The sequence below is a fragment of the Actinopolymorpha sp. B11F2 genome, assembly GCF_040195635.1.
Lineage (GTDB): Bacteria > Actinomycetota > Actinomycetes > Propionibacteriales > Actinopolymorphaceae > Thermasporomyces.
The window spans coordinates 55,800-69,133 of the sequence record NZ_JBEFTX010000021.1; the positions used below are offsets into that span (position 1 = coordinate 55,800).

Sequence of the window (13,334 nt, forward strand, 5' to 3'; positions counted from 1 at the left end):
CACTCAGTCCGTCGTGAACTCGGCGTCGATGACGTCCTCGTCGGATCCGCCCTGACCGCCCGGGCCGGCGCCGGGACCGCCGGGCGGAGCTCCGGGCGTTCCTTCCCCACCTGGCTGGGTCCGGACCGCGCTGATGCTGTGGTAGACCTGCTGCAGGTCGCTCGTCAGACCGCGCAGGCGGTCCAGCGACACGGTGTCGTCCTTGACGGCCTGCCGCGCATCACCGACCAGCATCTGGGCCCGGGCCCTCTCGTGCTCGGGAGCGGCGTCGCCGACCTCGTTCAGGACGCGTTCGACGCTGTAGGCCACAGAATCGAGCTCGTTGCGCGCGTCGACCGTCTCGCGCAACCGTGTGTCGTCGGCACGGAAGCGTTCGGCGTCGGCCACCATGCGTTCCACTTCGGCCCGGTCGAGGTTGGACGTGTCGCTGATCGTGATCTTCTGCTCCGCACCGGTGTCGCGGTCCCGCGCGGTGACATGGAGGATCCCGTTCGCGTCGATGTCGAACGTCACCTCGACCTGCGGTTCGCCACGCGGTGCGGGTCGGATGTTCTCCAGCCGGAACCTCCCGAGCACGCGGTTGTCGGCCGCCCGCTCGCGTTCGCCCTGCAGGACAACGATGTCGACCGCCGACTGGTTGTCCTCAGCGGTGCTGAACGTCTCCGTGCGCCGGGCCGGGATCGTCGTGTTGCGCTCGATGACCTTCGTCATCACGCCGCCGAGCGTCTCGAGCCCCAGCGAGAGCGGCGTGACGTCGAGCAACAGCACGTCCTTCATCTCGCCCTTGAGCACGGCCGCCTGTGTGGCGGCACCCAGGGCGACCACCTCGTCCGGATTGACCGTCATGTTGGGATCCTTGCCGCCGGTCATCCGCCGGACGAGGCCCTGGATCGCCGGCATCCGGGTCGCGCCACCGACCAGGATCACCTCGTCGATGTCATCGGCGGTGACCTTGGCGTCGGCCATCGCCTGGCGTACCGGCTCGGTGCAGCGCTCCACCAGGTCGGCGGTGATCTCCTCGAACGTCGAGCGCATCAACGTCGCCTGAAGATGCTTGGGACCCGAGGCGTCCGCGGTGACGAACGGCAGACTGATCGTGGTCTGCGTTACCGACGACAGTTCGACCTTCGCTTTCTCTGCCGCCTCGAACAACCGTTGCAGCGCCTGCGGATCAACGCGCAGGTCGATCCCGTCGCTGCGCTGGAACTCCTCGGCCAGATGGTCGACGATCCGCCGGTCGAAGTCGTCACCGCCAAGGTGCGTGTCACCAGAGGTCGCCCGCACCTCCACCACGCCGTCGCCGACGTCGAGCAGGCTGACATCGAAGGTGCCACCACCGAGATCGAAGACCAGCACCGTCTCGTGCTGCAACCTGTCCAGCCCGTACGCGAGGGCCGCCGCCGTCGGCTCGTTGATGATCCGAAGCACCTCGAGGCCCGCGATTCGTCCGGCGTCCTTGGTCGCCTGGCGTTGTGCGTCGTTGAAGTACGCAGGAACGGTGATGACCGCCTCGGTGACCCGCTCGCCCAGATACTTCCCGGCGTCATCGGCGAGTTTGCGAAGAATCAGGGCAGAAATCTCCTCAGGCGAATACTGCTTTCCGCGAATCTCGAAACGTGCTGTGCCGTCGGGTCCCTCGACCACGTCGAAGGACACCGAGTGCTGCTCGCTCGAAATCTCCGAATAACGGCGGCCGATGAAGCGTTTCGCCGAGTAGATCGTCCCCTTGGGGTTCAAAATGGCCTGCCGACGGGCCAGCTGTCCGACCAGCCGTTCGCCCTGGTCGGTGAATGCCACAACTGAAGGCGTTGTCCGCGAACCTTCCGCATTGGGGATGACGGACGGTTTTCCACCCTCCATCGCCGCAATGACCGAGTTCGTCGTCCCTAGATCAATTCCCACCGCTGTCGCCATCGCCTGGCCCACTCTCGTCTATCGGTTCGATCCGTTTGTGGTCGGCAAAATCAGTGTCACGCCGCGTCAACACGGGCGGCAACCTGAACAAGGAAGGCATGCGGCGGGCCGGAAGGCCGTGCGAAAACGGGTGTCCGTCGCCTTCACCCCGATGGGGTGGCGCGCCCCCGCCGAGGTCCCGGCCATCCTGGGGACGTTCGTCACGTCGACCGGACGGTCAACCGGGTGGCAGCCGCGGTCGGGGCCGCCTTCTCGTCCCGGTACGCATCGCCCGGCTTTGTGACGCTTTCGGACGCGGTACCGAGGGACCTGACTTCACCCGGAATGGGTGACGCCCTTGTCGTGCGTTACGCGGACCGTGGTGTGTGGACGCCTTCGGTATGACGTAGGGGGGCGCAGACCATTCAGGGGGTTGGGCCATGACAGACATGGGTGGACGCCGCGATACAGGCCGCTCGGCGCAGCAAGAAGCGCAGGATGCGGCCCAGCAGCGTGGCACCGAAGCGCAGCAGCGTGGAGCTGAGGCGCAGCAACGCGGTACGGAGGCACGGCCCACCGTTCCGGAGGCACGTCGTTCTGAGGAGGGGCGTCGGGCTCCGATGGGCATGGGCGCGGAATCTGGTTGGTTGACCTATGCCGGTACAGTCCTGGCCGTCCTCGGTGTGTTCCAGCTGATCTGGGGCCTCACCGCCCTGGTCAATACTGGGTACTACATCGTCGGGAGCACGGGACTCGCTGTGGCCTTCAACTACACGGCCTGGGCATGGATCCACATCGCTCTCGCCGCACTCCTCATCGCCACCGGCCTCGCGGTCTTCGGCGGCCAGGCATGGGGAAGGTATGTCGGGCTCGCGCTGGTCAGCCTCGCACTGATCGCGAACTTCCTCACGCTGGCTGCGTTCCCGATCTGGTCGATCGTCATGATCGCGGTTGACCTGATCGCCATCTACGCTCTCGCCGTTCACGGTCGGGAGACGGAGACGGCTCGCGCCTGAGGGACGCAACCGCTCACGGAGGAACCGTCGGAAGGTCACCCCGCTCGGGGTGACCTTCCGGCGTCCTCGGCACGGGCCGTGACTACCTACCTGAGGAGTTCGAGCTGCAGTGCCCGCGCGATCGCCTCGCGCCGGCTGCCGACGCCGAGCTTGCGGTAGAGCGTCCGAAGATGCGACTTCACGGTGTTCACCGACAGGCAGAGATCCTGGGCGATCTCCTCGTTGGTGAGATGGGACGGCAGGTAGTGCAGGACCGCGCGTTCGCTCGCCGTCAACCGAACGGTCTGGTCCGGCGACTTCCAGGTGGCCGTGGGCTGGACGTCGAACCGGTGCAGCAGGGCACTGCGGAAGCTCGCGTGCGGACCCTCCGGCGGAATCACGACGGTCAGCAGCGCCCGTACGCCGCGGCCCGCGTCGAGGAATACCCGGACGAGGCCGTCGTCACGGCCGAGGGCCAGGGCCTGTTCGAGGTAGCCGGTCGCCGATGCCTGGGTACCCAACCGTCGCTGCGCCGTCGCGGCAACCAGAAGCGCGGCGACGGTGTCGACGAGGCGGGTCTCTCCGGACGTACCCGACAGGCATGGCGTGACGGCTTCGAGCGCCGCCGCGGGATCTCCACCGGCGAGATGCAGGCGCCCGTCGGCCACCCGGACGGCTGCCGGCGTGGAATCCGGTCCGGCAACGCGCCGCGGGTCCGTCACGGCCGACAGAACGGCCCGACCCTGCACCGGATTGCCTTCCTGTAAAGCGATGTCGATCTCGAGCAGAGTGGCGTAACGCTTCACCTGGATACGCAGCCGGGCCGCGTCGTCCTTCGCCGTGGCGATCTCGGCCCTGGCCGCGCCCAGGTCGCCTTGGTGGATGAGGATCCGGGCCCGGAGCAGGCCGTACAGTTCCCGCAGCGGCGGGTCGGCCGAACCGGCGTCTCGGGCCGCGTCCGTAGCCTCTCCCCCCGGCGGCACGGCGATGGTGGCGAGCAGGTTCCACGCCTGGTCGAGCCGGTCCCGCTCGACGTCGATCACGACCTGGGCGAGGTCGTACAGCAGGCGCACCGGGTCACTCGGCGGCTCACTTCCTTCACCTCGGATCGCGCGCTCGGCGCGTTCGAGCCGGCCGTCAACGGCGTCGAGCAACGCGAGCCAGGCACGCGCGCGGCGTTCCCACCGCCCGAAGCCGTTCTCGGCAAGAAGCGGCACCGCCCGAGCCAGGGACGTGCGCGCCGCGCTCATGTGACCGTTCCACAGTTCCGCGATGCCGAGCCAGTACGCCAGCCCCGCAAGGCCGTTCCGGTGGTGTGACCGCAGTCCGGCACGGCCCATGTCGTCGAGAAGCTGGTGCGCGCGGGTCATGACTGTAGTGTCGACACACCCGCGCAGGCAGCCCTGATGCAGTCGGAGCTCGGTGACCTTGACCTCGCGGGCGAGGCCGTCCATGGCTTCGGCCGGAGCCGTGGGCGACGCCGAGTCGTGTGCGGAGACATCTTGTGCGGGGCCGCCTTGTGCGGGGCCGCCTTGTGCGGGGCCCTCTTTGTCCGGCATGCCCGCCACGACGGAGAGGAACGCCTCGGCACCGTCGGGGTCGCCGGCGTTCAACCGGGCGGTCGCACAGACGGCCGCCAGCTCGGGGTTCGCCGCGATCTCGTCGGCGGGGATGCCAGCGAGCAGCGGCTCGAGCGCGGCGCCTTCGCCGTTGGCGAAGGCGCGGTCTCCGTCACCGGCCAGGAGCGTGCCGGCCAACCGCCAGTCCCCCGCTGCCGCGGCGTTGCGCGCCGCGTCCACGAGAAGTCCGCGCCGGGCAAGCCACCCGGCTGCCTTCCGGTGCAGATCGGCGATCTCGTCCGGCATCTCCCGACCGATCCGGTCGGTGAGGAACTCGCGCAGCAGCGGGCTGTAGTGGTACCACGTGCGTTGCCGACCGACGGGTACGACGAGCGCGTTCTCGCGTTCGAGCACGTCGAGCGTCTTCTGCCCGTCGCTCCCGCCGGTGAGAACGTCGGCGAGCTCACCGGTGACCCTGTCGACCACGCACGTACGCAGGAGAAACCGCCGCAGCGGCGACGACCGCGAGCCTACGACCTCATCGGAGAGGTAGTCGGCGACGAGCGGCTCGTCTCCGGTGAAGCCGGCCGGGTCCCGGCGCTGCGGCGGCTGGGCCTGCCACCACAGGGTCGCGAGCCGCAGGCCGGCCAGCCATCCTCCGGTGCGTTCGAGCAGGCCGGCGATCTGAGGAGGCGCCAGGTCGAGACCGAACAGGGCGAAGAGGTCCCGCGTCTCGGCCGGCGTACACGCCAGCTCCGCCGGGCCGATGTCGGCGAGTTCACCGGCCACCCGCAACCGGGCCAACGACAGTGCGGGGAACCCACGGCCGGAGAGGACCAGTCGAAGCGTCGGAGGTGCGTGGCGGAGCAGGATCTCCAGGCCGGCAAGCAGTCTCCAGTCGGTGATCTCGTGCGCCTGGTCCAGGACGAGGACGACCGGATCGTCAAGCGGGGCAAGGGCGTCGAGCAACCGTTCGGCGAACTGTGGGTTCGCGAGGTCATCGTGCCCGGCCAGCTGCCCGAGGCTTTCGGAGCCGCGCCCACACACTCGGCGAAGTGCCTCCACGACGCAGGCCCAGAACACCTTCGGCTCGTTGTCGTTCCGGTCGCACGAGACCCAGGCGACACGTTGCCCGGTCGACCATGCCGACCACGAGGCCAGGAGCATCGTCTTGCCGGCACCGGCAGAAGCGTTGAGGACGGTCACCCGGCGCTCGGTCGCGTCGGTCAGGGCGTGAAAGAGCCGGGGCCTCGGCAGGACTGGAACCGCGGGCACCGGCGCCGACACCTTGGCGTCGAGAACGCTTCGCGGGCGTCCCTGGTCAAGGGGAACACGTGCGCGCGGGATCAACCGATCTGTCGGCGAACTCACCGCTTTGCTCAATCCTGGCTCGCGAGCCATGCCCCTCCTTCCCCGCCTGTCGAAGCCCCATCAGGCAAAGTTCACCCGTCGCGAGTGATCTTTGTCGATTCGCCATCCCAGCCCAGCTACCTTTCGACTATGCGCCCCGCCCGGCGTCCTCCGCGGGCTTTTCTGGTTGTTCGAAATCGGCACCTGCCCGCCGGAGAAACGCGAGACCATGACGCCCTGCCGCCTGGCTGGGTAGGAGATACCCGGCCGCCTCCACCCTGAACGCGACATCGGCCGCATCGCGAATGTGCGTTGACCAACCGAACCCAGCTCGACCAACCCAGCACATTTTCGGGCGGGAGCGCTATCGGCATTTTGACTTGAACGCACCAGACATCCGCAACGGACCAGACATACCGTGCGAACGTCGTCCGTGCGCGAGCGACGACGTGCTCGTCGTGGTCGTGGTCGACTCCTTTGGTCCGACCCGTCTCACCGCCGGCTCGGCCGCCGCCGGCCGAACACCGTCACGAACATGTAGCTCTTCCCGGCGGCGTGTGGGGAGAAGAACTCCACCACGTCGTCGTCGCACGACGTCGAGCCCACGGCGCCGAGCCGCACCACCTCGCCCCCGTGCTCCAGTGCCCCCAGCGCATGCGTACCCAGGTGGACGATGCCGGCGTGCAGGGCGCTCTCGAGCTGGCTCAACCGGTAACCCCGGTTTCCGTACGCCCCCAGAACGTCGTGCAGATCGGTCAGGTAGTAGGCGTTGACGTGGGCGTCGGCCGTGTACCACTGCCCGACGGCCAGTCGCCGCGCCTCCTGCCGGAAGTCGCCTTGCCGCAGTAGTTCGACGGCACCCGCCCCATGGTCGCCGCGGCCCGGATGGTGAACGTAGACACCGGGCGCGAGCCCCTCGACACCGTGGACGATGAGGTAACAGTCGTGCAGTGCAGGCGCTCCGGGGGCGAGGCAGTCGGCCGCGATCCCGCGCGTCGAGCGGTCGAGCAGGGTCGAGAACGCGACGAACGGCAGCTCCGCCTCGACGTCGAAGTGCCGGGTCGACCGCCGGCGAGCGATGACGTCCTCCACGGGCGCACCCGCGAGCTGGCCGGGCGGCAGGGGCTCGAGTGGCACCAGGCGACCCCGCGGTTCCGCAGGCGTACGACGAAGAGCCGCGGTGCGCCACCGCTCCACCTCGGCGGCCGAGTCCAGACAGGACGCCGCATGGGTCCGCGGGATGAGCGGGAACTCCACCTCCCGGCCAGAGATCGCCCTGGTGGGGAGGTCGAGCGGCGGCATCTCCGGATGCCCGGCGTGACGGCGGCGCCCATCCCGCCCGATCGCGCACAGGGCCACCGTCGCCTCGCGTACGCCGTCGACGCCGAGGAGGTCGTTGACCTCCCGGTCGACGTAACCCAGCACCAGCGTGGCCGGAAGTCCGCAGGACGCGGCCAGGCCACGCACGTGCGACAGTGTCGTCCCCGCGTCCCAGTAGGCATGACGGTACGCACGAGCCTTGTAGCGCCACGCGTTCCGCCAGAACGTACTCGTCAGGGCGAGGACGACAGGAGCGGACGCCAGTGCCGGTTCGCCCCCGGTCGCGTCGACGAGGACGCCTCGGAAGTCGCCGGACCGCAACCGCCGCAGGCTGTGGTCGTGCGCGGCGTAGTGGTACAGCCCGGCGGGGAGGTCGGGAAGGTCACCGCAGACGAAGTACGCCTCGAGGTGGTAGCGCGCCCCCGTGCCGCCGGCGGCGCGGTAGTCGATGATCCGCCCGCCCCGCAGTGTCGTCCGCCGGTCGAGGCCGCCGCAGGAGAAGAGCGCGATCCGGGCCAGCGTCGCGAGGTCGGGCTGGCCTGGGTCCGCCTGCGTCTCCGTACCGACGCGGGCGAGCGCATCGAGTGCCGGCACGTCCGAACGCGGAAACTCCCGAGGGAGCGGGATCGGCGCGAGTGAGCTGTAGATCTTGTACGGGTAGGGCTCGAGCGAACGGTCCTCCTCCCAGATCGCGTTCTCGAGCTCGGGCGGCGTCCCCATCGCGAACGCCGGCCCCTCAGCCTCCTCCCGGACCGAGTACTTCGTGGCGTCGTGAAACGCCCAGGCCTTCGCGATGTCCTCGTTCCCGCTCATCTGAACCATTCTCGCCGGCCAGTTGGGTGGCTCCGGAACGCAATGGATCCCTCACGACCTGTGACTCGAATCGGGACAGGACACCACGGAAAGTAGAAGAGGAATGAGGCGGCATAATTGCGGACAGCCACTGAGCACATACACGCGATGACGCTTTGCAGAGTGCAGATAACAATGCGTGAGAACCGGGCTTGACAGGAACTCTCACGTGCTACAGGCTCGCCCCGACTCATCGTGCCAAGATCCGCGGACTCATCGGCTGGGGCTGTGTCGATTAGCTGGGGCTGTGTCGATTAGCAAATCTGGAGGAACGTCGATGCGAGACGTCCAGAAGGGCCGGAAGTCGTGGCTGGAGCGGCTCACCTCACCCCCCGAAACAGAAGGTGACGACAACGTGGCCAACGACGCCCACCGGTTCGAGCGCACCCTCGAACCCGGCCCTCCGGCACCGCGGGATCCCCACGTCCCAGAGGGCTTCGAGGCCTTCGCCCCGCCCGGCCTGCGCCCACCGCCGTCCGACGATCTGAAGAGCGCACCACCCGAGCGCGCCAACGGCCTGCCCGGCCCCGGACCCGGTCCAGGCCCAGGCCCGGGCTTCGAGCCCCGCGACCGTGGCCAGTTCGAACCCCCGCAGTTCGTCGACACCCCGCCGTTCGAGCAGGGGCGAGTCGACGCCGGGCGGACGTTCGATCCGGATCGGGGCCGGTTCGACCCCGATCGGGGCAAGACCGACAGCCCGCTCGGACCCGACCGTAGCCAGTTCGAGCCGGACCGCAGTCGATTCGAGCCCGACCGCAGCCCGTTCGAGCCCAAGCCGGACGATTCCACCTCTCGCCCACCAGTTCCGACGTCCGCGGCCACCGCGCCGCGCGACTCCTGGGAAGGTCCCGTGACCACCTCGACCCGCTCCGATGACGCCACGCCCTCGGACACCCCGCGACTCCGGTCCGTCCCGTCCACGCCGAGTGGGATCACCTGGCAACCCGACGCGAGTCAGGCCGGCAACCAGTCCCTCGGCGAGCCGAAGCACTCCGACATCCAGGACAGCCGCGACGAGGACGACAGGGACCCGCTCGAGGACACCGGCGAGGAGCTGTCACGGCCCAGCGAGGCCGAGCAGCTCGAGGCCGCTCGCAAGCGGCACGTGGAGGAACTCCAGCACCGCTGGCTCGTCACCCAGGCGCAGATCCTCGACGACCCACGTGACGCGGTTCGCGAGGCCGGCCTGCTCATCGGGGACGCGATGCAGTTCGTCACCTCGACGTTCACCGACCACCGCGACCGCATCGAGCGGGAGTGGCGGCACAACGACAGCATGAGCACGGACGAGCTGCGTACCGTCATGCGGCGTTACCGGAACCTCTTCCAGTACGTCCTGTCCGCGTCACAGCTCCCCGACCTGTAGGGGTCGGAGCCTCCAGACCCGCGACGATGCTCCTGCGAGACAGCCCGACAGCGACGCTGCGTGGTATCACCATGCCCGCGCGGCGCCACATCGCCGTTGTGACGTGTCCGTCACGTATGGAGTTGAAACCGACGACTACGCTTGGCCCCGGAAGCCCAAAGACGGTTCGAACCATGATGGTGAGTGGAAGAGGCGATTAACGCCGTGGCGTCCCAGTCCTCGCACAACGACCCGCTGTCCCAGTTTGGGACAAATGAGTGGCTCGTCGACGAGATGTACCAGCGCTACCTCAAAGATCCCGACTCGGTGGACAAGGCGTGGCTGGCGTTCTTCCGTGACTACCACCCCGAGTCCAACGGTCGCGACCGGGACGAGGGCACCGCCCCGCCCGGCGAGAAGCGTTCCGCGGCCACCTCGCTCGGGCCGGCACCGCGCCCCAAGGTCCATCCCTCCGGCTCCGACCCGGGGCCGTCGACCACCACGCGACCGGCCAGGCCCTCCGCCAGCCCCGGCGGCCCGGCGCGGGCGACGGCGCGCACCGGCGAACCCAAGGCGCCGACCGCCCCGTCCACGGTCCCGACGGGTGGCCAGGCGGCGCCTCCGGCCAAGGAGGCCGCCCAGCCGGCCGCTGCCGAGAAGCCGGAGCTGGTGCCCCTGCGTGGTGCCGCGGCGCGCACCGCCAAGAACATGGACCAGAGCCTCACCGTCCCCACCGCCACCAGCGTGCGGCAGGTCCCGGTGAAGCTGCTGATCGACAACCGCATCGTCATCAACAACCACCTGGCCCGCTCGCGCGGCGGCAAGGTCAGCTTCACCCACATCATCGGCTACGCCATCGCCAAGGCCGTCCGGTCGATGCCGGAGATGAACTACAGCTACACCGAGGCCGACGGCAAGCCGGCCATGGTCAAGCCCCCGCACCTCTCCCTCGGCCTCGCGATCGACATCCAGAAGCCGGACGGCACCCGGCAGCTGCTCGTGCCCAACATCAAGGCCGCCGAGACCCTCGACTTCGCGTCGTTCTGGGGTGCGTACGAAGACGTCGTACGCCGCGCCCGGACCAACAAGCTGACCGTCGAGGACTTCCAGGGCACCACCATCAGCCTCACGAACGTCGGCACGGTCGGCACCACCCACCCGGTGCCGCGGCTGATGGCCGGCCAGAGCGCCATCGTCGGGGTCGGCGCGATGGAGTACCCGGCCGAATACCAGGGCGCGGCCGAGGAGACGCTCAACCGGCTCGCCGTCAGCAAGACGATGACGCTGACCTCGACCTACGACCACCGGGTCATCCAGGGCGCACAGTCGGGTGACTTCCTGCGTCGAGTGCACCACCTGCTCCTCGGCGAGGACGACTTCTACGAGGACATCTTCGCCGCCCTGCGGATCCCGTACGAACCGGTCCGCTGGGTCTCCGACATCCCCACCTCGCACGACGACGAGATCGGGCGGCAGGCGCGGGTGCTGGAGCTGATCCACGCCTACCGCGTGCGGGGCCACCTGATCGCCGACACCGACCCGCTCGACTACAAGGTCCGCCGGCACGCCGACCTCGACGTCGTGACGCACGGGCTCACGCTGTGGGACCTCGACCGGGAGTTCGCGACCGGGAGCTTCGGCAGCGGCAAGCGGTTCATGATGCTGCGGCACATCCTCGGCCTGCTGCGCGATGCGTACTCCCGCACGGTCGGCATCGAGTACATGCACATCCAGGAGCCGGAGGAACGCCGCTGGATCCAGGACCGGGTCGAACGTCCGCAGGACAAGCTCCCCCGCACCGAGCAGCTCCGCATCCTCGCCAAGCTCAACCAGGCCGAGGCGTTCGAGACGTTCCTGCAGACGAAGTACGTCGGGCAACGGCGGTTCAGCCTGGAGGGTGGCGAGTCCGCGATCGCACTGCTCGACGAGATCTGCGAGCAGGCCGCGATGGCCGACCTCGACGAGGTGACCATCGGCATGGCCCACCGCGGCCGGCTCAACGTGCTGGCCAACATCGCCGGCAAGAGCCCGGCACACATCTTCCGGGAGTTCGAGGGCAACATCGACCCTCGGACGATCCAGGGTTCCGGCGACGTGAAGTACCACCTGGGTGCCGAGGGTGAGTTCACCGCCGACAGCGGCGCCCGGATCAAGGTGTCCGTCGCGGCGAACCCGTCCCACCTGGAGGCGGTCGACCCGGTGCTGGAGGGCATCGCGCGGGCCAAGCAGGACATCCTCAACCGCGGGCTCGACTTCCCGGTGCTGCCGGTGCTCATCCACGGCGACGCGGCGTTCGCCGGCCAGGGCGTGGTTGCCGAGACGCTCAACCTCTCGCAGCTGCGCGGCTACCGCACCGGCGGCACGATCCACGTGATCGTCAACAACCAGGTCGGGTTCACGACCGCACCGACGGCTTCCCGGTCGTCGACGTACTGCACCGACGTCGCACGGATGATCCAGGCGCCGATCTTCCACGTCAACGGTGACGACCCCGAGGCCTGCATCCGGGTGGCGCGGCTGGCGTTCGACTACCGCCAGACGTTCCACAAGGACGTCGTGCTCGACGTGATCTGCTACCGCCGCCGTGGTCACAACGAGGGCGACGACCCGTCGTTCACCCAGCCGCGGATGTACGACCTGATCGAGCAGAAGCGCTCTGTCCGCAAGCTCTACACCGAGGCGCTCATCGGCCGCGGCGACATCTCGGTCGAGGAGGCCGAGCAGGCGCTGCAGGATTACCAGGAACGCCTGGAGCGGGTGTTCGCCGAGGTTCGTGCCGCCAAGAGCGCTCCAGCCGAGGACGATTATGTCACCGCTCCGGAGTACCCCGAGAAGCCGGCGGCGGAGCTCGAGACCGCCGTGCCGCTGGAGGTGCTCAAGCGGATCTCCGACGCTCACGTATCTGTGCCCGAGGGTTTCACGGTGCATCAGAAGGTGCTCCCTCAACTGCAGCGGCGCGCCGCCGCCATCACTGAGGGCCCCATCGACTGGGCGACGGCGGAGATGGTGGCGTTCGGTTCACTGCTCATGGCCGGCCGGCCGGTGCGGCTCGCCGGGCAGGACAGCCGGCGCGGCACCTTCGTACAGCGGTTCGCCACCATCATCGACCGGCACAACGGCGACGAGTGGACTCCGCTCGCCAACCTCGACGAGCAGCAGGGGACGTTCTACGTCTACGACTCCCTGCTGAGCGAGTTCGCGGCGATGGGCTTCGAGTACGGCTACTCGGTGGCGCGGCCCGACGCGCTGGTGTGCTGGGAGGCGCAGTTCGGCGACTTCGCCAACGGCGCTCAGACGATCATCGACGAGTTCATCTCCTCGGGCGAGGCCAAGTGGGGTCAGCAGTCCGGAGTCGTCCTCCTGCTCCCCCACGGATACGAAGGCCAGGGACCCGACCACTCCTCGGCCCGGATCGAACGCTTCCTCCAGATGGGTGCGGGCGACTCGATGACGATCGCGCAGCCGTCGCTGCCGTCCAACTACTTCCACCTGTTGCGTTGGCACGCCCTGGGCGCCGTGCATCGTCCACTCGTCGTCTTCACACCGAAGTGGATGCTGCGAAGCAAGGCGGCGACGAGCCAGCCGGCGGAGTTCACGAGCGGGCGGTTCCGTCCGGTCATCGCCGACGACATGGTTGACCCTGCCGGCGTCAGGCAGGTCCTGCTCTGCTCGGGGAAGGTGTCGTGGGAACTGCTGGCCGAACGCAAGCGCCGGCAGGGTGATCGAACCGCGATCGTCCGGCTGGAGCAGCTCAGCCCGCTCCCCGTCGACGCGATCAAGGCCGAGCTCGCGAAGTACCCGCACGCGGAGATTCGCTGGGTGCAGGACGAGCCGGCCAACCAGGGTCCGTGGCCGCACATCGCGCTCAACCTGGTGCCACAGATCGACGGGCGAGACATCGAGCTCGTCGCGCGACCTTCGTCGGCAGCGCCGGCGGTAGGGTCCACGTCGGTCCACGGCATCGAGCAGGCCACCCTGCTCTCCGACGCCTACAGCTGAGCCTGGGCTCGCGTCTCCCCT

6 protein-coding genes are annotated in these 13,334 nt (G+C 68.8%); 3 read left to right on the forward strand and 3 right to left on the reverse strand.

Annotated features, from left to right (window positions below; translation table 11 throughout):
- Window positions 1-3 precede the first annotated feature (3 nt).
- Window positions 4-1,914 (reverse strand): molecular chaperone DnaK, encoded by a 1,911-nt coding sequence (gene dnaK / locus ABN034_RS29145; protein WP_349694190.1) that lies wholly within the window; start codon window positions 1,912-1,914, stop codon window positions 4-6.
- Window positions 1,915-2,540: 626 nt separating this feature from the next.
- Here dnaK and ABN034_RS29150 point away from each other — a divergent pair.
- Entirely contained in the window at window positions 2,541-2,909 is a 369-nt protein-coding gene (locus tag ABN034_RS29150; RefSeq protein WP_349694191.1) for a DUF7144 family membrane protein, read from the forward strand.
- A gap of 86 nt (window positions 2,910-2,995) precedes the next feature.
- On the opposite strand, the gene ABN034_RS29155 is transcribed toward ABN034_RS29150, so the two are convergent.
- The gene (locus ABN034_RS29155) at window positions 2,996-5,848 is read right to left on the reverse strand and encodes a winged helix-turn-helix domain-containing protein (RefSeq protein WP_349694192.1); all 2,853 of its coding nucleotides are present in this window, start codon (window positions 5,846-5,848) and stop codon (window positions 2,996-2,998) included.
- A gap of 441 nt (window positions 5,849-6,289) precedes the next feature.
- Window positions 6,290-7,930 carry a SagB family peptide dehydrogenase gene (locus tag ABN034_RS29160; RefSeq protein WP_349694193.1) on the reverse strand — a complete coding sequence of 547 codons (1,641 nt, stop codon included), beginning with the start codon at window positions 7,928-7,930 and terminating at the stop codon, window positions 6,290-6,292.
- Window positions 7,931-8,246: 316 nt separating this feature from the next.
- Here ABN034_RS29160 and ABN034_RS29165 point away from each other — a divergent pair, with 316 nt between their 5' ends.
- Entirely contained in the window at window positions 8,247-9,335 is a 1,089-nt protein-coding gene (locus ABN034_RS29165; RefSeq protein WP_349694194.1) for a Rad2 family DNA repair protein, read from the forward strand.
- A 204-nt stretch (window positions 9,336-9,539) separates the two neighbouring features.
- Window positions 9,540-13,313, forward strand: a complete 3,774-nt coding sequence (locus tag ABN034_RS29170; RefSeq protein WP_349694274.1) for a multifunctional oxoglutarate decarboxylase/oxoglutarate dehydrogenase thiamine pyrophosphate-binding subunit/dihydrolipoyllysine-residue succinyltransferase subunit — start codon at window positions 9,540-9,542, stop codon at window positions 13,311-13,313.
- Window positions 13,314-13,334: the final 21 nt, after the last annotated feature.

Bases quoted from the DNA above. Each gene is read 5' to 3' on its own strand.
- dnaK (WP_349694190.1), bottom strand. From the start codon at position 1,914: ATGGCGACAGCGGTGGGAATTGATCTAGGGACGACGAACTCGGTCATT.
- ABN034_RS29155 (WP_349694192.1), bottom strand. From the start codon at position 5,848: ATGGCTCGCGAGCCAGGATTGAGCAAAGCGGTGAGTTCGCCGACAGAT.
- ABN034_RS29160 (WP_349694193.1), bottom strand. From the start codon at position 7,930: ATGAGCGGGAACGAGGACATCGCGAAGGCCTGGGCGTTTCACGACGCC.
- ABN034_RS29165 (WP_349694194.1), top strand. From the start codon at position 8,247: ATGCGAGACGTCCAGAAGGGCCGGAAGTCGTGGCTGGAGCGGCTCACC.